We start from the raw sequence: 25418 nt of genomic DNA, 5'->3' as shown, positions 1-25418 counted from the left end.
GTTAAGCTGTTGCGGCATTTAAATTGTCTGTCAAAAAACAATCAAACAATTAGTAGGGTGTCCCGCCCGCCTAGAATATGCAATTTAAATGCGCGACAGCTTAGTAGTTAGTTGTTAATTTTTAGTTGTTATCGGCTACCGATAACTAATAACTAATAACCACTGCCAACAGTCAACAGTCAACAGTCAACAGTCAACAGCCAACAGTCAACAGTCAACTAGCTACTTCTCGATACCCTGATATTTACTCAACAAAGCAGCAAAGCGCTTGTAATCCACAGGCTTCCTCACATACTCCGCCGCTCCCAATTCCAAACCCTGATTTTGGTCGTCCAAAAAAGTTATCATAATCACTGGAATATCAACCAAATCTTGATCGGCTTTCAACTCCGACAGCACCGCCCAGCCGTCCATACTTGGCATCATCACGTCCAGAATAATCGCGTCGGGCAGCAACTCCTTAGCCAACAGAAGCCCCCCTTGACCGCTAGCCGACGATCGCACCAGAAATCCCTGTTTCGACAAGCAGCGGGTCATCAAATCCCGCGCGTCTGGATCGTCGTCAATCACCAGCACAGTAGCAGCATCCGGCAGATCCAGCGGTTGCGATCGCACTGCTCTTTGCTTCGCTTCAGTCGCCGCTACACTCGTTTCTAAATCGTCGGAAGACTTCGGCATTTCTGCGATTTCTCGATCTTCCTGCGCTTCTTTCGGGCTTTTTACCGCAACCGGCAACCGGATCGTAAAAGTAGAACCGCAATCAAACTCGCTCTCAACCGTAATGTCACCGCCCATCATCTGGCAAAACCTCCGGCTAATTGTCAGCCCCAAACCGGTGCCACCGTACCTGCGAGTAGTAGAATCATCGGCTTGGGAGAAAGCCCCGAACAGCCTCGACAACTGATCGTCAGTCAGCCCGATGCCAGTATCGGTGACTTGAAACACGATCGCAGAATTTTGACACCCAGAGTTCACGATAGAAAGTCCTTCAGAATTGTCAGGAGGCAAAACTTCCGATTCTTCTTCCTTCCAAACATTAATCGTAATTTTCCCTCGATCGGTAAACTTAGCAGCATTACTCGTCAAATTCAACAGCGCTTGTCGCAACTTCGAGGAATCAGAATATATCGTGCCAATATCGCGATCGCAATTGACGATCAAAGTGTTGCCATTTTTCCCTACCAGTGGTTGAACCGTAGTCACAACCTGCTCGATCAACTTCCACACATCGAAAGTTTCCAGAAAAAGAGTCATCTTTCCTGCTTCAATTTTAGAAATATCAAGGATATCGCTAATAATATTTAGCAACTGTTTGCCTGCAAGATTGATGCTTGCCAAATCCATCACAAACTCTTCTTCGCCTAGTTCGATCGCCTCTTCTTGCAGCAGCTCGCTGTAGCCAATAATCGCATTCAAGGGCGTCCGCAACTCGTGAGTCATATTTGCTAAAAATGTGCTTTTCGCCCGGTTGGCAGCTTCCGCAGCGTTCTTAGCAACTTCCAATTCGCGCGATCGTTCCTCGAGCTGCCGCTGCCGCACTTCCAAACCGTTGAGCAAACTGCTAATTTGCTGAGCCATTGTATTGAGAGTAGAAGATAGCACCCCGATCGCGTCATTAGAAACAATAGGCGATCGAGCCGTCAAATCACCGCTCGCCATCAGTTCAGCAGTTTGCCGCAGCAAGCCGAGATTCCGAATAATTGCCGACACCGACACCAAACCGACTATCCCCGCGATCGAACTCAAAACCAAAGCCCCCAGCAGCCAGTGCTGAGTGCGGCTCACCAAAGCCAGAGTTTGCTGCACCAGCACCACCATTGCTGCCTCTGGAACCCCCGCCGCCGGAGCTGACGCAGCGTCTATTGTCAGCAAATAGTTCTTCATCTCCACAGAACCCATCCACCCGACTCCCACCGCCATCCAAGTTATCAGTACCAAGATGACAAACAGCCCGATCAAAGAAGCCCGAGTTCCCAAAGAAATCTGCCTCGGAGTAAGTGCCGCCGCCCAAGGATAGCCCTTGAGAAAAGGATCTGGCGGAACCGGTACGCCCGAATTCCAAATCTCTTCAATTTGACCGTCCAACCTCACCTTACCAATCCGCACAGTTTTCCAGGTATGCTGTGTTTGGGCATCTATTTTTACCTTGCCCGAGGGCGCTGCAAACTCAATATTTTTAGCAGCCGCCCTGACTTTAACCACATCTATCGAACCAGCTTTTTCTACTGCTTGCTTCCACAGGTAAACACCCAAATAAGCAGCTTCGATCGGGTCATCCGTGACTCGATTTTCCCCGTATCGGGCTTTATAAGCCTTGACAAATTTACGATTTTCCGGTGTATCCACCGTTTGAAAATAGTTCCATACCACCAAATGTCCAGCAATATTGGACGGCCCGATCGCCCGCACTTCCTCTTCTGCTATACTGACCGACATCACCTGCAAATCATCGGGTTTCACGCCAGCTTCCCGCAACTTTTGGAAAAAAGCCACATTGCTGTCCCCGTTGAGAGTGTTGACAATAGCATCCGGTTTCACTGCTAAGATATGTGCGATCGCCTCGCCCACTTCCTTAGAACCGAGTGGCAGATACACTTCCCCCGCTAACTCTCCCCCCTGTGCCGCCAGTTGAGCTTTCACAATCCGATTTGCCGTGCGGGGAAAGATATAATCCGAACCCAACAGGAAAATTTTCCGCTTCCCCTGTGCCAGCAAGTAATTCACCCCAGGCACAATCTGTTGGTTCGGGGCAGCACCAGTGTAGAAAATATTCGGACACTGTTCTAGCCCTTCATACTGCACCGGATAGAACAGCAACCCTTTGCCCTGGTCGAAAGCCGGCTGTACAGCTTTGCGGCTCGCCGAAGTCCAACAGCCAAATACCACCGCCACCTGCGCTTCTAAGAGCAATTGCTTAGCTTTTTGAGCAAAAGTCTGCAAATCGCTGGCTCCATCTTCTATAACCGCTTCCAAGGGGCGTCCGAGCACCCCTCCCGCCGCATTAATTTCCTCAACAGCCAACAGCGTCGCATCTTTAACAGAAATTTCGCTGATGGACATCGTGCCCGTCAGCGAATGCAACACGCCTATTTTGATCGGCTCACGAGTCGAGCCGGCTGCTTCGAGGGGGTTACTGCTCCTTGCTCCCATAGGGTTTTAGATAATTTTTACCGAAAAATGGGGTTTAAAGCTCCGCACTTAAGTGCGGCTTTTATCTAGGACTTTCCTTGATAAAAAGTGCTGAGATTTGATATAATCATACCATGATAGTAAGAAAAGCAAAGCTGAAAAACAAAACGATAGAGCAATACGAGAGATTAATACTGTGCACTTGATGAAGCCATCCGAACAGGCGAGTTCATTAGAAAAAAAAGCTTTAACAGTTGACAGTTGACAGTTGACTTCGGAGTGCGAAGTTTTTAGGCAGGGGATTTCAGCCCCTGCCTAAAAACAATCCACCTAAAAATGGGGGCTGAAATCCCCTGTGCTTTGGTCAGATTTTGGATGGACAACGCAGATGTTAGCAAGACCATCTTGTACGCACTCTGCAAAGATATGCCTGCATAGTTCGCTTTCGCGAAAAAGCTCAATTCAGCCGCCCGTCAAGCCAGTGCGGAACGCGCTTGGGCTTCTATATCTAGCTTCTATAGCCGCTGTAAAAAAGGCGAGAAAAGGAAGGGTTATCCCAAATGCAAAAAGCACTGTCGCTCTGTAGAAGACATCTCCTAAAACAATCAAAGCCTCTGTGTAGTTAAGCTCTAGGACGTAAATGTAATCATCCTAAATTAGCTAGTGTGTACGATAAAACCAGACTTTGAGATATGTATTGTTGATAATTGTACCAAAATATTGAGTTAGCTGTATTAATTTCAATCTGACGCTTTCACCGCTTTTTCTAATGGTAGTAGCGCTCCAATTCGCAACTTTACTCTTCCACAAATCGTTAAAATTACTGGCTCATATTTTTGGGGATTTAATCTAAATCTTTCTTGGAAAACTTGAAATCTCTTGACAGTTATAATTCCATGTTCGACAAAAAATTGGCGACCCAAAAACGCTTTGTTTTGTTATTTTTGTTCAGTTGTTAATTCTGATTTTATGTTTTTTTTAAATGGGAGTTGTTATTAAATCTTCTCCAACGTAAGCTTGATCTCCCTTAAATCTTTGTTGAGGGTCAAACTCTGAGCGATATTCCCGAAATAAGGTTATATCCCTTTTAGGTTCAGGTTCCCCTGCCACAACATAAACTATATCTCTATCATCTGGCATGAAAATTATTTAACTTTTAAATGTAAGTTTTTGCGGCATTTAAATTGTCTGTTAAAAAACAATCAAACTCTTGTGGGGTGGGCGTCCCGCGCGCCTAAAATATACAATTTAAATGCACGACAGCTTAGGATTACTCTTCTTGCCTGAAAAGTATTTTTCTTGTTCATCACGAGTTCCAGGTCTTTCTCTGACTTGTTCGTAGGTATCTACTATTAATTAATATTCTGTGAATATTTCCTTAACTATTGCATGGTCAGCAGCGTTTTTTTACTTGTTCCAGCAAGCTAGATGGTAGCAATTCTCGCAGGCGCCCAAACCAATAGTTAAATGTATCATTAGCTGTAGACTCACTTACTCCAAACTGGATGCCCCGAAGTTGAAATGTTTTCCTCCGCCTAAGATAGAACCAAGTTAAAATTATTTATTCGGGAATAGATAGTTTTGGTTTTCGACCGACTCCACCAGCAATAATTCTCACTTTCTTGGATTCTAGTAAAGCTGGTTTTTCATGATGTAATCGTTCGGCATTTGGGAGCAATTGTTGTAACTGTTCATACACCAGACCAATTAATCGCTGTGTTTCTTTATGATTCTCTTCAATATGATTCAGGATGTCGCTCATGTTTCTGTGTAAACAAATGTCTTTTATGTTCTTTTACTACATAATGTTACTATTTTGGAGAGGGCTTCTGTTAGTGATTGGTAAATCTCTAACTAAATGCGTTTTATTTTGATGAATACGGCGGCTTGTTTGTCCACGTCGTGGGCAAATTTGTGTTTTATTTTTGACGATAAAGGCTCAAATAATTGTTGCTTCTGTCTCTAAGCTATCCTCGACGATTACATTAGGTATATTCAGTATTTTTGTCATTAATTTTTTCATATTAAACTTAAATGCTCGCTGTCTTCATAACATTTTAGCATATAGCAATCCTAAATCATTTGTGTAATTCTTGTAGGGGCAAACCCCCCGTGGTTGCCCCCATGAGGCCGGGGTAGGCACTCTTAGCACTACCCCTACATCTTTTTACGACTCCTTCCTGCAAGGATTGCTATACTAAGTACGGAAAAACCATTAATTGCTTGAATTGCTGCTACAAACTAACAGCAATCAATATTTCTTTACAATGTTCGGACTCTGGACTTCACAAACGATCGTCAAAAATTGATGGTTTTTGAATCCTGAATGTAAACTTTTGCGTAGATATACGTATACCGGGGAGAACATTGGCCTCCTCAGCTTCACAGAATCTTCATAATTATCCCGTAATAATACGGTAAATTTATAAAGAGTACGTAAAGATTGCCCTTAAAGGTAGCCAAAACCACGATTCTGTAAGTTAAACTGGGAGCCAGCCCAACCACACTTACGTAATGACCACACAATCCTGAAAAAACGCAATTTTATATATCCTAAAGGCGTTGAAGGGATGTCATAACCAAGGGGTGTTAGTCGGACATATCGACAAACAGTTTTTAAGCCAACTAAATTGCAACTCAACCAATAAAAATTGCTCATAACCGGGTTAGTTGTAATTCAAAAAACATTGAAACATTTTTTTTACAGGGTAAGTTATGAAAAAAAAAGTAGGGGTTAAAAATCACATTTTTAAAACCAGAGAAGCCTTGGAAAATTTCCCGGCTATTCAGAAAATCTTTGAGAAAATCGGTGGCGAACAGACATTAGTTGCCCAATTAAATACAGCCTGTGAAATTTGCGAGTTTCAGCTAGGAGATCAAATCACTCAATATCAAACATCAGATAGCAACAATTTCGTTGAAAAGGAACACAGCGATCGCAATTTTTATTTAGTTTGCGAGGGAAGAGTCAGGCTGCTAGCGGTAGAAGCGTCTCACCAGCAGGAGATTTCGGCGGTGGTACTGGAAGTCGGAGCAATATTTGGGACAGATGACCGATTTATTGACAGCGGACTGGCTTACAGGGCAATTGCGGCCGGCACTTGCCAAATCGGTCGAATTGCGGACACCACAATGCAGCTTATTTTAGAGGAATTCCCGCAACTGCAACAGCACTTGCAGCAAGAATTTCAAGAGCGACAGCGGTTAATATTTTTCAAGACACAAACAGATTTGCGCTCGCTCGCTCCCCACCAACAACAGCTTCTGTGGCCGCACTTACTTCCTTACATAGAAGAAAGCCGAATTCCTGCCGGAGTTTCCCTCGCTGATCACTGCCAAAACTCCAACAATCATTTTTGGCTCCGCAGCGGTCAAGTTCAAGGTCAAGCACCGCCGATTATCGGCAGTAACTGGGAACATTCAGACGTAAAGAGCGACTGGATAGCGGTAACAGATCTGCTAATTTACCAGCTTAGCAGCGAACAGTGGGAAATCGCCAAATCCACAATTAGTTCCGAAAGCAATTCCCGTCCTAAAATCATCCGCAAACCTCCAATTTTAAGCTTAGTAACGCCGCCCAAAGATGCCATATCTACCTCACAAACCGAGCCATCAAAATTAACCGCAGTTGCTCAGAAAAAGCCCGCAACCGGAATCTTCAGCTTTCCCAAACCCAAGCGGCGCCGCTGGTTGAGCAGCAGACACCCATTCATTCAACAACAGAGCACAGCAGATTGTGGAGCTACTTGCTTAGCCATGATTAGCGAATATTGGGGTAAAAAATTCAGCCTAAATTACTTGCGCGAATTGGCAGAAATCGGCCGCAGCGGCGCGTCGCTCAAGAGTCTGGCCAAAGCAGCCGAAAGGATGGGATTTCAAACCCGTCCCGTGCGAGCTTCTTTAACTCCGCTGCGAAATCAAAATCCCTGGATTGCTCACTGGCAAGGCAATCACTACGTGGCAGTTTACCGCTTTAAAAATCAACAGGTTTTAGTGGCAGATCCGGCTGCGGGGAAGCGGTGGATGAGCATTAAAAGTTTTACCGAAAATTGGACGGGGTACGCTCTAATTTTAGACCCGACAGCGGAACTATACCGCAATCACACTGCCGAACATCAAGGCATCAAAGTTAAAGATTTTGTTGGCATAGTCTGGCCCTACCGGGGTGCGATCGCCCAAATTCTGCTTCTCTCCTTGTTGCTCCAATTATTTGGTTTAGTTACTCCCCTATTTACCCAAGTAATTCTCGATCAAGTGGTTGTCAGCAAAAGCGTAGTAACTCTGCACGTTTTTGCGATCGGACTGCTGCTGTTTAGTGTTTGGCGAACGCTGTTGGGTGCAACAAGACAGTATTTGCTGGATTATTTGTCGAACCGCATTGACCTGACTTTAATTAGCGGCTTTATCAGTCACACTCTCAGTTTGCCGATTAAGTTTTTTGAATCTCGTCAGGTGGGCGATATCTTGACGCGGGTTCAGGAAAATCAAAAAATTCAGGCATTTTTGACTCGCCAAGCTATTACGGCTTGGTTGGATGCTTTGATGGCTGTGGTTTACATCGGGCTGATGGTTTACTATAACTGGCGTCTGGCGTTGTTGGTGCTGGCGTTGATTCCGCCGATCGTGATTTTGACTTTAGTCGCAACTCCATTTCTGCGAAAAGTGTCGCGGGAGGTTTTTACCGAAAGTGCTAAGCAAAATTCATCTTTGGTGGAAATGATTACTGGGGTGGCGACGGTTAAGGCAACTGCTGCTGAGCGAGAAATGCGCTGGCGCTGGGAAGACCAATTAACTTGCATGGTTAATGCTAAATTTCGCGGGCAGAAGTTGGCGAATTCTTTGCAGGTGATCGGGGGTGGGATTAATACTTTGGGGAGTACGGCTTTGCTGTGGTACGGGGCAATGCTGGTGATTCAAGACGAGTTGACGATCGGTCAATTTGTCGCTTTTAATATGATGATTGGGAGCGTGATTTCTCCTGTGCTGTCTGTAGTGGGACTTTGGGACGAGTTTCAAGAAGTGCTCGTTTCGATCGAGCGTTTGGATGATGTATTCTCTGCCCAACCTGAAGAAAGCCCTTACAAGCCAATGCTGGTGCTGCCTCGCATTCAGGGAAACGTCAAGTTTGACAATGTTTCTTTCCGCTATTCTCAGGATGAGGAACGCAATACGCTGCAAAATCTTTCCTTTGAGGTGCAAGCTGGAGAAACTGTGGCAATTGTCGGCCGCAGCGGTTCCGGTAAGAGCACTTTGGTAAAGCTGCTGCAAGGTTTCTATTATCCAGAAAAGGGGCGGCTAACAATTGACGGCCACGATATTCGGCACATTTCTTTGCAGTCGCTGCGAGTTCAGTTGGGTGTTGTTCCTCAAGATTGTTTCTTGTTTTCGGGAACGATTTTGGAAAATATTACGCTGTATAAAAACGGCAACGATGCTACTTCTGCAAGCTTGGAAGAGGCGATAGAAGTGGCGAAGCTAGCAGAAGCTCATGCTTTTATTCAAGATATGCCGCTGGGTTATCAAACTCCTGTGGGGGAAAGGGGAACGAGTTTGTCTGGGGGCCAGCGGCAGCGAATTGCGATCGCCCGCGCTCTTTTGGGCGATCCCCGAATTTTGGTTTTGGACGAAGCAACTTCTTCGCTGGATACCGAATCTGAGCGCAGGTTTCAGCAAAATCTCGCCCGCATTAGTCGCGATCGCACTGCGTTTATTATCGCTCATCGTTTGTCTACGGTGCGTAATGCCGATCGCATTTTGGTTCTAGAGAAAGGCATTTTAGCCGAACAAGGCAACCATGACGAATTGATGGCTGAACGCGGACTTTACTATCACCTCGCTCAGCAACAACTCGATATTTAAAGTCAGTTGACAGTTGACAGTTGACAGTTGACAGTTGACAGTTGTCATTAGTGCTGTCCCCCTCGCGAACATTAGTCATTAGTCATTAGTCATTCGCAACCAACACAAGACTAAAGATAATTTCCAATTTCCAATTGCCAATTCCCAATTGCCGATTCCCAATTACCAATTACCAATTGCCAATTGCCAATTTCTAATTACTAATTTGGAGTAAATACCATGCTTTCAGAAGATGACAAAGAATTATGTGCGGCTCCTGATGAGATAGCTGAAGTCTATGGGGGCGTAGCTTCAAGGCAAGAAAACGAAGCCCGAAAAAAAGACCGCTCTTTAGAAGTAGTCGAATCTCAAAATCGCTCTTTTCAAACTGATGACGGTATCAATATTGCCAAGTTCCGGCAGCCTGATGCTAATAATTGGTCTACTTCTTTGCACTCGGTACTCGACCAGCCACCAGTATCTTTCCCGCAGCGGTTGATATTAGGAGGAATGGTTTTTTCCGTAGCTTTTGGAGCGTGGGCAACTTTGGGGAAAATTGACGAGGTTGGTCATGCTCAGGGCAAATTAGTTCCCAAAGGCGCTGTTTACAAAATTCACCCGACGGATACGGGAAAAATTATTAACCTCGCTATCAAAGAAGGTCAAAAAATCAAAGCTGGACAATTATTGGCCGAATTAGACCCGTCGAATGCCCAGAGCGAGGTGGAGCGTCTTGATAAAATTCTGGACGCTGATCGAATTCAATTGGTACAAGAGGTGAGTTCGATCGAGAGAACTCGACTGGAAGTTGAAGCGAGCGAAGCTATTGCTGCTGCAGACCAGCGGGGGGCTGAAGCTGCGATCGCCCGTGCTCGCGCTTCAGCCGCCACCACGCAGTCTCAAATCGAGCAATTGCAAGCAGATTTAGTGTCTCAGCAAGCGCGGCAACAACAGCTCAAACCTCTGGAAAAGAATGTGCAAGACTTGCTATCGCAACTGAAAACAGATATTAACTCCCAGCAAGGGCGGCGCGATCAGGTGAAACCATTGCAACGCAAGACTCAAGAATTGCTCGCCCAATTGCAAGCAAAAGTGACTGCTCACAAAGAGCGGATCGCGCGTCTCAAACCTTTGGTAGATGAAGGAGCACTGTCAAAAGACGTATTGTTTCAAGCTGAGGAAGCTCTACGAGAAAGCGAAAATGCGGTGATTAGAAGCCAGTTGGGGGAGACAACTCAGGCTGACGATCGAGTATTTGAAGTCGAGCAAACCGTTCGCGACAGGCAAAGTGCTGCTATCAGGAGTCAACTGTCTGATGCAACTGGGGTTAAGGAAAGGCTGTTTGAAGTCGAGCAAAGTTTGCGCGATCGAACTAGCGCCATTTCTAGAACCCAAGGTGAATTAGCCCAACAACTCGCAGAAGTCGATCGACTGCAAGCCGAAGCCGCCAGCAAACAAGCCGCAGCGCGCCAAACGCAGTTAGAAAAAGAGCAAAAAATTCAGCAGTTGGAAATGCAATTAAATCAAGTCAAATCCAAAATTGCCGAAACCCAAACCCTGCTCGCTCAAGCAAAAAATCAGCTCAAACAAAGATTTCTTTACGCACCCGTCAGCGGAGTGATTTCCGCGCTCAACATTCACAACACCGGCGAAGTAGTTCAACCGGGTCAAACTATTGCAGAAATGACTCCGGATCACGCTCCGCTAGTGCTGGAAGTCAGTTTGCCAAACCGAGAAGCGGGATTTGTCAAAGCTGGAATGCCGGTGCAAGTCAAATTCGATGCTTTTCCTTATCAAAATTACGGCGTGATTCCGGGAAAAGTTTTATCTATTTCGCCGGATGCCAAAACAGACGAGCGATTGGGTGTTTTTTACCGGGTGGAAGTGAGTATCGATCGAGACTCAGTGAAAGCCAAAAATCAAACCTGGAAACTCAAAGCTGGCCAAACAGCTACTGCGGAAATTGTCATTCGCCAGCGCAGCATAGCCGACATTTTGCTTGACCCTCTCAAGCAGCTACAAAAGGGCGGCATGAGTTTGTAGAACGTTAGTTAAGTGGTTGTTGTCCTTTGTCACTCTCTATACACAAAACAGGATAAAACAATGAATTCCCAATTTCACCATTCTGCCAATCCTTCTCAAATTGGAATCAAACCAGAACAATTGGATGAGATAATTTCAGCCATCCTGGCAGGAAAGTATTCTTGGGCTTGTTTTTTACTTTTGCGGTGCACGGGTTACAATCCTCTGGACTATATCCCTTACCGTACTTCCAACCGCTTGCTTAAGGAAAACAGTCAAATCAGCAAGTCGAGTAAATCCGAAACTAAGCCTGCATTGGGGAAAATTGCGGATTTAGATTATGTGGAAGTGGTGAGGGAAAAACGAGCCGGAGTTCGAGGGGGTGATGCAATTCCGATGGGTAGCGAGTTGCAGTCAGATACCGCAGGTTTTGTAGCTGAAGTCGCAGGCGCAGGTTCACATATCTCGGCGCCGGGGGTTGATGTTCACAATCAAGGATTTTGGGCTGGATGTAAGACGCGCTGGTTTAATTGGGCGGGTAAGTAATTTAGTCGATTGACCGACAACCCGATTGCGGGCGTTGGGTGTACCAATTTTTTGGTTGACTCACCGCGGGCGATCGGGTTTTTGAGTATCTAACATCCGCGCTTTCGATAAATCTGCCAAAATGGCAACACGCTGGGGCGATCGTACTTGATAATTTGTTATCTGGTACGCCTTTTATTGTCATTGTTCGCTGTGCGTCGCAATCGCAGAGACTAGGTGATTGCGACACGCAGTGAACAATGACAATAAAGGGGATGAGTAACCCTGATTTAGTATTATAAATTGAGCCAAATACTACAATCTTCCCGTCTCGTCAATAAACTATCAAACGAGGCTGGTTTTTGGATGTCAAAATATATCGATCGGCACATCGATTAGGACATTCACTCCGCTCATCAATAGAGTCTAAAATCCTTGCTTCATAAACGGTTGGATTCGGATACCATAACTGTCAACTGTCAACTGCTATATATCGATCGCCTCTAGTTTGCGAGCAAATAATTAACATAGATTCATGAAGCTGACTTTACAATTTAATTTTCACAAATCTGCCAAATTGGCAACACAGCTCTAATTAGTCCAGATATATTAGGTACATCGAAAGAAAACAACGTTCCTTCGAGCAACTAATCAAAAAAAAACAGGAAAAAGCAATGATTATCTCAGACCTCAACCACGTCGAAATCGTCTCCGAATCAACCCAAGTAGAAGGCGGATACTACTACAACTTCTACGAAAATGATTTCGTCAAACTGCAGATTGTCTCGAAGCCAGAAATCAAAGGCAATAGCGCGATCGCATTAGCAGATTCTAATGCCTACGGCAAAAATACTTTCGCTAAGAGTGTCACCTACACTGAAACCGCTCAGGGTTACTATTCCACAGCTTCCAGTGCCTCCGTAGCTGGTTCCCTAGGTTCCTACTTCTACTGGTAGTAGTTCTACCCTACAAACAGATAGCAGAAACCGCTGCAAGATCGATATCTTAACAACTTTCAGCGGTTTTCTATCTATTCCGTGAATGTCAAGGGTAACTATAGCAGTTGACAGTAGACAAGTGACAGTTATGGTATCCGAATCCAACCGTTTATGAAGCACGGATTTTAGACTCTATTGATGAGTTCCTGAATGTCCTAACCGATGTGGCGGTTGCTATACAACACAGTATTCAGGTTGTGATGAATAGAGTGGATGGCAAAATTAATGATTATTTGCGACTTGGATTACCAGGAAGAATTGATTGAAGAAACTAATATTGTCGGCGGTGTCTATGCCTACGCAGATACCAGTGCATTCGCTAGTAGCGGTTCTGGTTCTGCTAATGGTGATGCTGTGGCTGTTGGTCAATCTACTTATGCTAAAACTCGAACTACTACAACAGTCTCGCAAGGTTTCACTGACTCCCAGGCTCAGGCTTACGCTTATGCTAAAACTGGAAAAAATTATGCACGAGCTGAATCAGACAGTTTTGCTCTGTTTATCGGTTATTGAAGAATCACAATTTAAGCAAGTTTGGTTTAAGAAAGTTTAGTTTAAAAACCGAGGCTCATTATGTTGATATCGGATTTGTCCTACCTCGAAAATGTTTCAGAAAACGACTTAATTTTAGGTGGTACTGCATAAGAATTGGATGCCTTTTCATCAGTGGACAGTGGAAACACTTTGACTACTACAGACATTATTTTTAGAAACAAAGGTCAAGTTACGAAAGCAACGGGTATAGGAACAGCTATGGCGATTGGCACTAATCCTCTAGCTGGTGTTGATGTTTACTACGCAGGCTTTGATAAAGTCAAAGTAAAAATTAAATCAGAAACAGGAGCAAACTATGCTTATGAGACTGTTACTGTAAAGGCGATGGACTTGCCATACTAACTTTGATGGCTTGTACTAAGGGCTTAAGCCCTTTTTAGCTTTTAATGATTGACCACTGCATCACGGGTACGAACGGGTTTCAGCCGAGGAAAGAGCCGATCGCCCCAACTCGCTGAATGCCAATTCTAATTACTTCCGCATCATGGCAGGTGCAGGGCGATCGCGATCGCCCTGCACCTGCCATGACTCCGCATCAATTCGATCGCGATCGTATTCAAATGGGCTAAATCCGTCGCCTTCCAGGCTGATGCAAGCCCCTCCAACCGCCATTCCAAGTCCCCTCCCATCCGCTCAACCACAGTCATCAAAATGCTGCCAAACCCCGCTCTGTTAATCACAATTCAGGAACGGGAGCAGCGGTGTGTCAGGAGGCGATCAACACCAGTAAGCGCGCCCGGATACAAAGAGTATAAAAATTGAAAACTTGCGTAAGTTTTATAATTTCAAACAAATCTGCCAAATTGGCAACATACCTCTAATTAGTCCAGATATATTTAGGTAAATCGAAATAAAACACGGTTTTTGCTCATCTTTAGCAGTCCGCCCTAATATTTTTTGAGTACGGGCGAGTGCAAGGAAGGTGCAGTTTAAATTTATACAAGCCTTTTGAGAGTGATGGTGATGGCTAAATCAAATGCCATTGGCAATCAGTAGCGATCGCCCAGATTGGTATTGGTAACAGTTTGGTCGCGTCCTATTTTCGGGATGCACCAAGGTTCATTTATTAAAAACATTTCAGTCTTTAATCTGAAGTCAAGAGCAATTGTTTCACACTCTTTAAAATCCTACATTGGCATTCATTGAAATTGGGAATGTCGGTGTTCGTGCAAGTGCTTTTCGTCTTTACATACAGGTAAAAGGAGATAAATCGCGATGCCTCCATTAGATTCATTAGCTCCTGAGCCCTTAAATAATATTGTTGGAAACAACAATAGTTTAAACACCTTGAATTCGTTGGCGAATAACCCTGGTGCGGGCAGCAGCAGTAGTTCCAGCACATCTAGTGCCTTTGTAGATGACAGCGGTGCAGGCAGCACCAGCAGCGCGACAGCCACTTCCCCAGCGGAAACCAGTACCAGTAGTGAGACTGCTTACGCTGCGGGGGCTACCTCTAGCAGTGGCAGTGCACAAGCGCAAACTTCTTCCGTTGCTCCGCCAACTACTAGCGCCACAGCTTCGGCTCCAGCAGCAACACCAGCGCCAACACCAGCAGCAACACCAGCGCCAACACCAGCGCCAACACCAGCGCCAACACCAACACCAGCGCCAACACCAACACCAATACCAGCGCCAACGCCAACACCAGCGCCGTTAGGAGACAGCAGCGGTGCTAGCAGTAGCAGCACCGCGACAGCGACTTCTCCGACAGGGAGCAGCAGCAGCACTCAGACAGCATCGGCTCCCGGCGGTACTTCTAGCAGTGCGAGCGCCTCAGCTAGCAGTGGTTTAGATACTCCGCCAACTACTAGCGCCACAGCAGCAACACCAGCGCCAACACCAGCGCCAACACCAGCGCCAACACCAGCGCCAACACCAACACCAGCGCCAACACCCACACCTGCACCAGCACCAGCACCTGCACCAGCACCTGCACCTGCACCTGCGCCAGCACCTGCGCCAGCACCAGCACCAGCACCAGCACCCACACCTGCACCAGCACCAACACCCACACCTGCACCAGCACCAACACCCACACCTGCACCTGAGCCAGCTCCGGCTGCTACAGACTCTGCACCGGTAATTAATATCACAGCGCCAACACCCACACCTACGCCAACACCCACACCTACGCCAACACCCACACCGTCAAATAATGACGGTGCAACGTTCACCCCCGCGACTGGCGGCACTTCTAGCAATTCAAGTTCTTCTAATTCCTACTCAGACATTACGGGTACTGGCGGCGAGAGTACGATAATTTCTGAGCCAACAGATAACAGTAACAGCAATAATTCGATCGCACTTCCCGATCACAATACGAACAACAGCAATGCTGAGACAACCCCGCCTCCAGAAATGATCGCCCCAGAAAACTATCCGGGCGCATTAACTATCAGCTACGACAGCAACGGCGACGGATATTGGCTCGGCACCAGCGATAGTGATGTGATTACTTGCGGTAGCGGGATCGATCAAATTTTTGCAGGAAGCGGCGACGATATTGTCACAGGTAACAGAGGTGATGATGCGATCGATGGAGGCGATGGAAACGACACTTTGCGGGGAGGAAAAGGTCAGGATTTACTGATTGGCGGCAACGGCGACGATTTTCTGTGCGGCGACTTCGGCACCGATACGTTGATTGGAGGTAGCGGCGCTGATACCTTTGCCTTTAGACCCGAAACAGCTAGTGCAGAAGCTAATCCATTGTTAGCAGATCTAGTCGTTGATTTCAATCCCGCTCAAGGCGATAAAATTGGGCTGACAGGGGGACTTTCGGTAACAGACTTGACACTCGTCGCGTTTGATACGGATGGTGACGGTACGACAGACGCGACTCTGGTCAAGTTTAGTTCAAATAATGGCGATCGAATTTTAGCTGTTGTTTTGAGAACAGTTAACGCAGCGGGTGCAACAACTTTGAGCAATTCTGATTTTATTAGTTTGCCAAATGACATCTTGTAGCCAAGGGTTAAATTATTAACGCTAATTACCAGCGGCTAGCGTCGGGGGATGAAGTTAATAAAGTTATATAGGTTGAGAGAGAAAGATGAAAGATTTTTACGGGCCATTGATTGAAGCAAGTGAAATCATCGAACAACTCAGACAAGAGCAGCAAATAAAGACATTTAGTCAAAAGGTTTTGCAGAAAAAAGTTATTGAGAAAGCAGCCCGGGAACGGGGGTTAACTGTGACTCCCGACGAAATTCAAGCTGTGGGCGACCAACTCCGCCGCGAGAAGCGTTTGGAGAAAGCAGCGGATACGATTTCTTGGCTGGTAGATCAGATGATTTCTGTAGAAGACTTAGAAGCCGGAATTTGCGATCGGCTCCTCAGCCAAAAACTAGCCGAACACTTGTTTAGCAAAGAAGTAGGAAAGATTTTCGTTCAAAACAAATTGCAATTTGATCAAATAATTCTTTATCAAATAGTTGTTGCCAACCCGCAGCTTGCTCAGGAACTATTTTATCAAATTCAAGAAGGAGAAATTAGCTTTTTTGATGCGGCTCACCTTTACGATATTGACGAAAATCGTCGGCATATATGCGGTTGCGAAGGCAAAGTTTATCGGTGGGGTTTAAAACCAGACATAGCCGTCGCCGTCTTTAGCGCTAAACCCGGAGAAGTGATTCGTCCAATTAAAACAGAGCTAGGATATCACTTGTTCCTGGTTGAAAAGTTTCTCCCGGCGGAATTAACCCCTGAACGGTATCAAGAAATATTGCACAATCTGTTTAACGAATGGTTGGCTAACGAAATCAACTATTTATTGTACACTTCTAAAGTGTAGGTGGCACGCGGAGCACAGAGAACCCTAAGTAGTTTGACGGGCGAATTATAGCGCTCTCGGTGGGGTTGTGCATGGAGCCCTCATATAGAGGTTCTACCTAAGCCCTATAACTGTTGCGCTTAACTTGGCAATTTGGATTTAACTATATTGCAAAAATTGATAAACTGGCGAAAAGTAGTCAGTTGTTCTGGATGAACTTGAATTCTGGTCAATAGCTGTTCCAAATAAAATGGCTTGAGTACATCTCCCGGTCGTTTCTTAGAATACGTAATATTTTTAGCTTCAAATAACGCTCTCAAATAAGCTCCGTGAAACTGAGCATGAGTATTAAACTCTTGATATCAGCCCATGTTTTCGGGACAGTTCACTGAAACATCATAATATCTAGTATAATCTAATAGAGCTTTATCTTGAGGATTTTTAGAATAAATTTTGCGATTGCCTAGCAGCCAACTTTCCAAGCATCGATTCTGAAATATCAGCACAAGTTCTGCATTGTTTAATTTCAATTTTTGCTGACTTAAAAACTCATCAATTTCAGTTTCGAGTTCAGAAACAGTATTTTCCTCGGCATCCAGACACACTACAAAATAGCTGTATTTTCCGTTTGAGTTGATTTTCTCTATCGCAGGCGGGATAAAATTGTATAATGAAGGATATCCTTCGCCACTAATCAAGTAATAATTTTTTTGAGTCACATCATCGCAATTGTCAACTCGCTGCAATTCCGGTAAAAGATGAGCCAACCAAGCAGGATAAACTTTTCTCTCCGATTGTGTTCCTTCAACTAAAAAATACAGATTCATTCAACTTTGATTCCTTCGCTATATTCTTCAAGATTAATCAGTTGCATAAAAGCTTGATGCCTTGATTTTCCCAAGTTCAAATCTTTTGCATCTATGGCAGTTACGATCCCACCTTTGCGAGTGACTATTTTCCAGTGTTCCATCCCAATATTATTGATTATGTAAGGATGATGGCTGGTGAGAATGAATTGAATATTTCTATTTTCCACAATCAAATCTGTCACAACATCGATACAGTTAATTCCCAAGCTGTTTTCAAATTCATCAATCAGGATTACCGTGCCTTCGGGCGACAAGTACAGTTCGCTAATATGAATGAGAGTTTTCAACATTCCTGAAGAAATATTGTTTTGGAAAATCCAATCGTTAACACCCTTTTCTTTGATTTGAATAGGAAAACGGGTAAAAGATGGATTTGCGTTATCTTCTAATGCTTCTAGTTTAATATCTTCTACCTGCTCGAAAACATCGATAAATTTAGTTTTTATTTTATCGAAAATATCGGGACAAGGGCGAGCTATTAAAGCCAGTTTAAGAAGAATTGGCATATCACTTGCTTGAACATTTTTCAAAGCAAAATTATTATTGGAAATTATCGATAGTACCCTTACAGGTATACCATAAATTCCATTTAACAAGCTAGAATTGTCGCTATAAATGATTTCATTAAAAGCCTGCTGGACAGGTGAAATATCTTCTTCTTGATTTAAAATTTCAACGGCACTTTGAAACGGCGATAATTTGGGCGTTGTCTCGCCTTTGAATTTAATTTCATTATTGCTTCTTTCTATAATTACATTTCCCTCTCTGGATAGATGTTCTCGAACTATTCTAAATTTATTAATTTCGTCTTCCTCAGTAGGAATGATAGCAGGGACTTTTTGCGTTTCAAATTCGCCTTGCCAGCGATATTCTACATTGTTTACTGTCGAGAATGTAACGTCCCATGCTAAACCGTTTAACGAAGCACCATTAGCTATTCGCTGTAAATTCAAAATTCCTTTTAAAATTTGTGTTTTGCCGACACCAGAGACACCAACTAATAAAGCCAAGTTGGAAAAATAGATCGGTTCAAAACGCCACTCTCGTAAATTATCCCAAAAAGCTACTTTTTTAATTCTCATTTTCCCCTCCTATCTATTAATTATCTGCGTCCATCAGCGTTCCTCTGCCTACATCGGCGGTTAAAAACCGACATAATTTTGCCGCCACCAAGCCCGCACAAACTTAATCTCCTCAAACGTATAACGTTCTTCCAAAAACTCATAAATGGCTCTCAGTTTTTCATCCCCCATAACTTCAATTGCGTACACTATCGCCTGCTGGCGTTCCGATTCCACCAACAAATTTATATCAACTTCCCTGCCCATTTCCATCAATTCTATCAGATGCCCAGAAATAGTATTAGGACTCATCCCCCGCGCATTGGCTATTCCTTGAACTGTCAAACCTTGTCGGTATAATTCCCAGGTTTGCATCTGCGAATAAGACGCAACGTTGGAAAGATTGGGAAGATTAGCGGCATCAGAAGATGCAGCACCACTTGGCAATCCTTGTTCTTGGCAAAAAGTGCGTATGGCCTCCAAGAAAACCTTGCCGTACTTATCTCGCTTGTTGCTACCAACGCCGTAAACTTCCTCGAATTCGGTGAGATTCTGCGGGCGTTTTTCTGCCATATCTCGCAAGCTTTTATCGGCAAAAACTACGTAAGGTGGCACAAATTGTTCGTCGGCAATTTGCTTGCGTAGCGTCCGCAGTATGGCAAATAAACCTTCGACTTCTACTGCCAAGGAACGAACTTTTCCCTGTACTTCCCGCTGCGGTTCAATGGCGATTTCCACTGTGCGCTGACGTTTCATAATTTCCCAACTTTTTTCATTCAGTTTCAAAATGGGAAAGCCGTCTGTTTTTTCGTCTAATAAACCTTGATTTATCAGCGAACGGCTCAATTTTTTCCAATCCTCTGGACTTTTATCTTTGCCAATTCCGTAAGTAGAAAGCTGCTGGTGCTGGTATTGCAATATTTTTTGATTTTTTGAGCCTCGCAGTACGTCGATAATATGATTCATGCCAAATTTCTCTTGGCATCTCGCGATGCAGGAAAGAAATTTCATTGCTTCTATTGTCCAATCTTCTACTGGTTTTTTGTTGCAACAGTTATCACAATTGCCGCAGTTGCCGGGAAATGAATCGCCGAAATAATTTAATTGGACTGTGCGGCGGCACTCGCTGGATTCTGCGTAGTTAATTACTCGCCGTAACTGTTGGCGGGCTATTCTTTGTTCTTGTTCGTCTGGTTTTTGCTCAATGATGTATTCGATGGTTTTGACATCGCCGAATCCAAAAAACAAGGTGCAATGGGATGGTTCGTTGTCCCGGCCGGCGCGGCCTGATTCTTGATAGTATCCTTCGAGATTTTTGGGTAAGTCGTGGTGAATTACAAACCTTACGTCGGGTTTGTTGATGCCCATCCCGAAGGCGACTGTTGCTACCATTACTTGTACGTCGTCGCGAATGAAGCGGGTTTGATTGGTGGCGCGATCGACATCGTTCATGCCGGCGTGGTATGGTAGGGCTTGGATGCCGCTTTGCTGCAATTTGTAGGCAACTTCGTCAACTTTTTTACGGCTGAGGCAGTAGATGATTCCTGAACCGCCTTTTTTTTGGATGATTTGTAAAACTTCGGCAAAACTGTGCTTGGTTTTGGGGCGAACTTCGTAGTATAAATTGGGGCGGTTGAAGCTGGCGACGTGGATGTAGGGATTTCGCAGAGTTAGCTGCTGGATGATGTCTTGGCGGACGCGCTCGGTGGCGGTGGCGGTTAGTCCCATAATGGGAATGTCGGGATATCGATCGCGCACCCGTTCCATTTGCCTGTATTCTGGTCGAAAGTCGTGCCCCCATTCCGAAACGCAGTGGGCTTCGTCGATCGCAAATGCCGAAATTCCTAACTTATTTGCTACTATATCTAAAAACGGTAAAAATCTTTCACCCAGCAAGCGTTCGGGTGCAACATAGAGCAATTTAATCTTACCTTCGAGAATCGCTGTTTGGCGCGATCGGGTTTCCTGACTGCTCAAAGTGCTGTTGAGAAAAGTCGCCCCAATTCCATTATCCTGCAAAGCTTCCACCTGGTCTTGCATCAGAGCAATTAACGGCGAAACAACCACAGTCAATCCCGGTTTCAACAGTGCCGGTAATTGAAAACACAAAGACTTGCCACCGCCCGTCGGCATGACAATCATCATATCCCGTTTTTGTAAAGCAGCTTCGACAATTTCCTGCTGTCCCGGACGGAAAGAGTCATAGCCAAAAAAATGTTTAAGAGCTTGTTCCAGGGACAGTGGCACAGAAGATATTGGCGGATTAGACACTGACATTTGCAGTAGTTGGTTGTTGGCTTCTCAACTATTCTATGCGTTTTGAGCGCAAATACAGTTACAATAATTGAGAATCTCAATTTAAGCAGAAAAACTGATGCCGAAAGCAATTTGGAATGGTGCCGTTTTGGCCGAGAGCGACAAGTGCGAAATTGTAGACAACAACTATTATTTCCCCGCCGATGCCATCAACCGTGAGTATTTCAAGGACAGCAGCACTAACACTACTTGCGGTTGGAAAGGTGTTGCTAGTTACTACAGTGTCGAAGTCGGCGGACAAGTTAATAAAGATGCTGCGTGGTACTATCCTACTCCGAAAGATGCTGCTAAAAATATTGCGGGGTATATTGCTTTTTGGAAAGGAGTTAAGGTAGAGGCTTAAAGCAGTTTTGAGTTAATCTAATCAGAACCCAACTTCTTGAACAAGTCTGGGTTCTGGGCCTTATTTCACTATTCTCAAGAACAGGCAAGATGCCTGTTCCACAAAGAGTGAATTTTATTGTATCTCCAAAATTAATCTTTTTCCCAAACGGCGACAGCTTCCGAACCCAAACCACGGCGAACAACAATCGGTTCGCTTTGTGTCAAATCGAGAATTGTAGAAACTTGATATCCCGGATCTGAACCGTCATCGACAATCACATCTACTAACTTAGAAAAACAGTCAAAAAGTTCAGCTTTGCCAAAACTTTCTGCTTTTCCTGCTGGCACGGTTGCTGCACCTTCATCATCGGTGGTAATGTGAGCGGATGTTGAAATAATTGGATTTCCCAAGGCTTCCAACATTGTAAAACAAAGCCGCTGGTCGGGAACGCGAATTCCAGTGGTTTTCCGCTTCGGGCTCATTACCAACCGTGGCACTAACTTGGTAGCGGGCAGCAGAAATGTATAAGGCCCCGGTATTAACCGCTTGATAATTCTGTATGCTTCATCGCTGACTGCAGCATAGTCGGTGATATTTGACAGAGAGGAACACAGGAACGTTAAAGGCTTATCATTGGATAGTTGCTTGATCTGCCTGACTCGTTCTACCGCAGACTTGGAGTTGAGATCGCAGCCGATCGCGTAAACTGTATCTGTCGGATAAAGCATCACGGCCCCATCTTTTAGAGCTTTTGTAATCTTCTCGATCCGGTCTCTTTGGGGTGCAACTGGATGCACTTCGTAAATAGTTGCCATGTTAAGATATTGCAGGCTAAGTGGGCGATCGAAATATCGAGTGAAACAATCAATGCTAAAAATTAATTGTTAACAATGAATAAAATAGCTTATTTTGACTGTCCAACCGGCATTGCTGGCGATATGTGCATCGGAGCTCTCATCCACGCCGGCGTTCCTTTAGACTACCTAATCGAAAAACTCAATTTGCTCGGCATTTCGACAGAGTACCAGTTGCGGACGGAATTAGTCCACCGGAATACTCAACAAGCAACTAAATTTTATGTCGATTTAAGTGCCGATGTATGGTTAAAACCAGAAAATCCCGCTACCGAACTCGATCCCTCGGAAACGGAATCCCCGACTTTTGACGCCCGTCACCACCACCATCACGGGGAAGAACATTCTCACAGTCACGGGGAACCAGATGCCGAAATTAGCCACACTCATCACCGCAATTTGCCCGAAATTGAGCAAATCATCGTCTCTGCAAAATTGCCTCCGCGCGTGGAAGCCTGGAGTTTGGCCGTATTTGGCAAATTAGCAGATGCAGAGGCTGCAGTACACGGTATCCCCGCAAGCGAGGTTCACTTTCACGAGGTGGGGGCGACGGATGCAATTATTGATATTGTCGGTACTTGTTTGGGTTTGGATTGGTTGGATATTCAGGAGTTTTACTTTTCGGCGATGCCGACTGGTGGCGGTACGGTGAAGGCGGCCCACGGTAAGTTAGCGGTGCCGACGCCGGCGGTGATGCGGTTGTGGGAAACGCACCGAGTGCCGGTTTACAGCAATGGGATCGATCGCGAATTGTGCACTCCTACGGGAACTGCGATCGCCTGTACTCTCGCCGCTAGTTTCGGGCCGCCACCGTCGATGCAAATTCAGGCGATCGGTTTGGGTGCAGGTTCTCGAATGCTGGCAATTCCTAATATTTTGCGCCTCTGGATTGGGGATAAGGAAGAGGGGGAGAGGGGGAGAGGGGGAGAGTGGGAGAGTGGGAGAAAGACGGCTACTAATTCCCAATTCCCCATTCCCGATTCCCAATTACCGATTACCAATTCCATAGAAACTATTGCGGTATTGGAAACACAAATTGATGATTTGAGTCCGCAGGCGATCGGCTATGTTTTTGATGCTTTGTTTGCCGCCGGAGCTCTGGATGTTTTCACTGCCCCAATTGTGATGAAAAAGTCGCGCCTGGGGGTTTTGCTAACTGCGATTTGTCATCCCGACTTTCAGGATGCTTGCGAAGCAGTTATCTTTCGCGAAACTACTACTCTGGGAATTAGGCGATCGACTCAACAAAGAACGATTTTACACCGAGAAATCCAGACAGTTAAAACAGAATACGGCGAAGTGCAAATAAAAGTTGCGAAGTCTGGAAAAACGATTGTTAATGTACACCCAGAATACGAAGATTGCGCGGAAATTGCCAGACTTAAAAATATTAGCTGGCGGGAAGTTCACCGCTTGGCGCTGCAAAGTTGGTACGATCGCACTTAATCAATTACAGTGACTTACCAGAAAGAATTGGTTTAAAGCCCCAAGCCTTGTAGGGAGAAATTAAAAGAAGACTATTCATTACTCTAATCCTCTTCCTTCCAGGTAGAGGTCGCTATCTTGCGGTCAACCCTTCGACTTCGCTCAGGGCAAGCTTTAACAGTTGACAGTTGACAGTTGACTTCGGAGTGCGAAGTTTTTAGGCAGGGGATTTAAGCCCCAGCCTAAAAACAATCCACCTAAAGGTGGGGGGCTTAAATCCCCTCTGCTTTGGTCAACTGTCAACTGAAAAGAGGAATTTAGTCCCTGACGGGCTGACAACCCGTCCGACCCAGCAGGCTGGAGGAATATCTAAATCAGAGGAATCAAAGCCTCTGATATCGGTTTTGAGATGGCGAGATAAATTCAGCTTTTTCGTCAATTCAGACGTAGTTTAGTTTTTGGCTAATTAAACTAATATTTAAGCACACTAAGTACGGAAACCCCAAGAGTACCCGTCCCCATCACTCGGGGCAACCGCAGCAACCTTTTTCTTCAAGCTATCAAAAATTTGGGTTTAAAACCCTGTCCTTCTAGGACAGCTTTAATTTCTTAAAACTTTTTTCAAAAAGTCTGGTAAGTTCCGATATCTGGGGTATAGTATAAAAGTCAAGGTCAAATTCCTTTGCCATCGTGAAACAGGATATGAGACACACTTTCAGGCATAAACCGGGGGACCGAGAGCAGCGAAAACTCTTTAAACAGCTAGAGGCTGAATTCAGTAAGCCTTAAACCAGTCAAAAAAAACTATTTTTAGGATTGTTAAGTAGGGTAGGGCATACCCAAACTCTAGATAAATATTCTAGTACGCTTTTGGAGACAGACCCGCGCTTGGTGGCTGCGAATCAGGCTCGTTAATTGGTAGGATTCTACGGTTGAAAAGTCGGAGTATTGCCTTTCATGACGCAACACTTAAAGGTTAGTCGCTGAATTAAGAATCCCCGCACCTTGATAGTCGGGGAGTGTCAAAGAAACATACTTCATTCCCGATCGCATTATGGTTGCTTTACCCGATCGCCCATCGATGAGTGCAGAAGAATACCTGGCTTGGGAACCCACCCAAGAGGAACGCTACGAGTATTGGGATGGCGAAGTCGTCGCCATGAGTGGCGGCACCCGCAATCACAATCGAATTTCAGGAAATTTCTTCAGAATCCTAGATGATGCCCTTGTCGATCGCCCTTGCGAACCTTACATCGCGGATGTCAAAGTCCAAGTGGAACCAGGACAAAAGTATTTTTATCCTGATGTTGTAGTAACTTGTGAGGAGCATGATAACGATCCGCAATTAGTGCAATTTCCTTCCTTAATTATCGAAGTTTTATCGCCTTCCACAGAAGCAGCAGATCGCGGCATTAAATTTGCTAAATACCGCCAATTTTCAACACTGCAAGAGTATGTCTTGGTGCAAGTCGAACAGCCAGGAGTAGAGATATTTCGGCGCAATCAACAGGAGCAATGGGTTCTCTCCGAGTATGGTTTGGGCGATTCCTTGCAACTTGAATCGGTGAATCTAGAAATTGCGATCGCCGATTTATATCGCCAAGTACAATTTTCTTAAAAATTCCGCTGTTAAGGGATTTGATATTAATTATCCTAGGGATATTTTTAATTATTTGAACGAACCGCGAAGACGCGTAGAGCGCGAATAAAGAATAGTATCTTATTCTTT

Annotated in this window: 19 protein-coding genes; 11 read left to right on the top strand and 8 right to left on the bottom strand. The window is 45.0% G+C overall.

Annotated elements, in window-relative coordinates; all coding sequences use genetic code 11:
- Positions 1 to 222 precede the first annotated feature (222 nt).
- From urtA to QUA58_RS01315, 3 genes are all read right to left on the bottom strand, one after another.
- On the bottom strand, positions 223 to 3150 hold the full coding sequence (gene urtA / locus QUA58_RS01325) for an urea ABC transporter substrate-binding protein (RefSeq protein WP_333247372.1): 2928 nt from the start codon (positions 3148 to 3150) through the stop codon (positions 223 to 225).
- 1372 nt (positions 3151 to 4522) lie between these two features.
- Positions 4523 to 4636: a hypothetical protein gene (locus QUA58_RS01320; protein ID WP_333247534.1), complete on the bottom strand. Its 114-nt coding sequence runs from the start codon at positions 4634 to 4636 to the stop codon at positions 4523 to 4525.
- Between the two features lie 54 nt (positions 4637 to 4690).
- Positions 4691 to 4891 (bottom strand): hypothetical protein, encoded by a 201-nt coding sequence (locus QUA58_RS01315; RefSeq protein ID WP_333247371.1) that lies wholly within the window; start codon positions 4889 to 4891, stop codon positions 4691 to 4693.
- A gap of 953 nt (positions 4892 to 5844) precedes the next feature.
- On the opposite strand from QUA58_RS01315, the gene QUA58_RS01310 reads away from it, so the two are divergent.
- The 6 genes from QUA58_RS01310 to QUA58_RS01285 all read left to right on the top strand — a co-directional run bounded on the left by QUA58_RS01310 (position 5845) and on the right by QUA58_RS01285 (position 13409).
- Positions 5845 to 8988, top strand: a complete 3144-nt coding sequence (locus tag QUA58_RS01310; RefSeq protein ID WP_333392738.1) for an ABC transporter transmembrane domain-containing protein — start codon at positions 5845 to 5847, stop codon at positions 8986 to 8988.
- A 219-nt stretch (positions 8989 to 9207) separates the two neighbouring features.
- A complete protein-coding gene (locus tag QUA58_RS01305) occupies positions 9208 to 11010 on the top strand; it encodes an HlyD family efflux transporter periplasmic adaptor subunit (RefSeq protein WP_333392736.1) in 1803 nt (600 codons plus the stop codon).
- 60 nt (positions 11011 to 11070) lie between these two features.
- Positions 11071 to 11535, top strand: coding sequence for a HetP family heterocyst commitment protein (locus tag QUA58_RS01300; RefSeq protein ID WP_333247366.1), 465 nt, complete (start codon positions 11071 to 11073; stop codon positions 11533 to 11535).
- Positions 11536 to 12188: 653 nt separating this feature from the next.
- A complete protein-coding gene (locus tag QUA58_RS01295) occupies positions 12189 to 12470 on the top strand; it encodes a hypothetical protein (protein ID WP_333247364.1) in 282 nt (93 codons plus the stop codon).
- Between the two features lie 255 nt (positions 12471 to 12725).
- Complete coding sequence (locus QUA58_RS01290; protein WP_333392734.1) at positions 12726 to 13025, top strand: hypothetical protein; 300 nt, start codon at positions 12726 to 12728, stop codon at positions 13023 to 13025.
- 171 nt (positions 13026 to 13196) lie between these two features.
- Positions 13197 to 13409 carry a hypothetical protein gene (locus QUA58_RS01285; RefSeq protein ID WP_333392732.1) on the top strand — a complete coding sequence of 71 codons (213 nt, stop codon included), beginning with the start codon at positions 13197 to 13199 and terminating at the stop codon, positions 13407 to 13409.
- Positions 13410 to 13538: 129 nt separating this feature from the next.
- Here QUA58_RS01285 and QUA58_RS01280 read toward each other — a convergent pair whose 3' ends face one another.
- Positions 13539 to 13679, bottom strand: coding sequence for a hypothetical protein (locus QUA58_RS01280; protein WP_333392731.1), 141 nt, complete (start codon positions 13677 to 13679; stop codon positions 13539 to 13541).
- Between the two features lie 603 nt (positions 13680 to 14282).
- Here QUA58_RS01280 and QUA58_RS01275 point away from each other — a divergent pair.
- Both QUA58_RS01275 and QUA58_RS01270 read left to right on the top strand, forming a co-directional pair.
- Positions 14283 to 16034: a hypothetical protein gene (locus QUA58_RS01275; RefSeq protein ID WP_333392729.1), complete on the top strand. Its 1752-nt coding sequence runs from the start codon at positions 14283 to 14285 to the stop codon at positions 16032 to 16034.
- Positions 16035 to 16119: 85 nt separating this feature from the next.
- On the top strand, positions 16120 to 16860 hold the full coding sequence (locus QUA58_RS01270) for a peptidylprolyl isomerase (protein ID WP_333392727.1): 741 nt from the start codon (positions 16120 to 16122) through the stop codon (positions 16858 to 16860).
- 341 nt (positions 16861 to 17201) lie between these two features.
- Here the strand turns inward: QUA58_RS01270 and QUA58_RS01265 are convergent, their stop codons facing one another.
- The 3 genes from QUA58_RS01265 to recQ are packed head-to-tail and all read right to left on the bottom strand — an operon-like array spanning position 17202 to position 21046.
- Positions 17202 to 17666 carry a hypothetical protein gene (locus QUA58_RS01265; RefSeq protein WP_333247354.1) on the bottom strand — a complete coding sequence of 155 codons (465 nt, stop codon included), beginning with the start codon at positions 17664 to 17666 and terminating at the stop codon, positions 17202 to 17204.
- Entirely contained in the window at positions 17663 to 18790 is a 1128-nt protein-coding gene (locus tag QUA58_RS01260; RefSeq protein ID WP_333392725.1) for an AAA family ATPase, read from the bottom strand. The genes QUA58_RS01265 and QUA58_RS01260 overlap by 4 nt, the downstream gene beginning before the upstream one ends.
- A gap of 60 nt (positions 18791 to 18850) precedes the next feature.
- A complete protein-coding gene (gene recQ / locus QUA58_RS01255; RefSeq protein WP_333392723.1) occupies positions 18851 to 21046 on the bottom strand; it encodes a DNA helicase RecQ in 2196 nt (731 codons plus the stop codon).
- Positions 21047 to 21143: 97 nt separating this feature from the next.
- On the opposite strand from recQ, the gene QUA58_RS01250 reads away from it, so the two are divergent.
- Entirely contained in the window at positions 21144 to 21428 is a 285-nt protein-coding gene (locus QUA58_RS01250) for a DUF427 domain-containing protein (RefSeq protein ID WP_333247349.1), read from the top strand.
- Positions 21429 to 21559: 131 nt separating this feature from the next.
- Here QUA58_RS01250 and QUA58_RS01245 read toward each other — a convergent pair whose 3' ends face one another.
- Positions 21560 to 22225: an L-threonylcarbamoyladenylate synthase gene (locus tag QUA58_RS01245; protein ID WP_333247347.1), complete on the bottom strand. Its 666-nt coding sequence runs from the start codon at positions 22223 to 22225 to the stop codon at positions 21560 to 21562.
- A 75-nt stretch (positions 22226 to 22300) separates the two neighbouring features.
- Between QUA58_RS01245 and larC the strand changes: the two genes are divergently transcribed.
- Entirely contained in the window at positions 22301 to 23710 is a 1410-nt protein-coding gene (larC, locus tag QUA58_RS01240) for a nickel pincer cofactor biosynthesis protein LarC (RefSeq protein WP_333392722.1), read from the top strand.
- Positions 23711 to 24743: 1033 nt separating this feature from the next.
- On the top strand, positions 24744 to 25307 hold the full coding sequence (locus QUA58_RS01235) for a Uma2 family endonuclease (protein WP_333247344.1): 564 nt from the start codon (positions 24744 to 24746) through the stop codon (positions 25305 to 25307).
- Positions 25308 to 25418 lie beyond the last annotated feature (111 nt).

It is taken from the genome of Microcoleus sp. N9_A1 (genome assembly GCF_036701795.1).
Classification (GTDB): Bacteria; Cyanobacteriota; Cyanobacteriia; order Cyanobacteriales; family Microcoleaceae; genus Microcoleus.
Note: the sequence above shows the minus strand (reverse complement) of the source record. Positions and strands in the feature narration are given on the sequence as shown.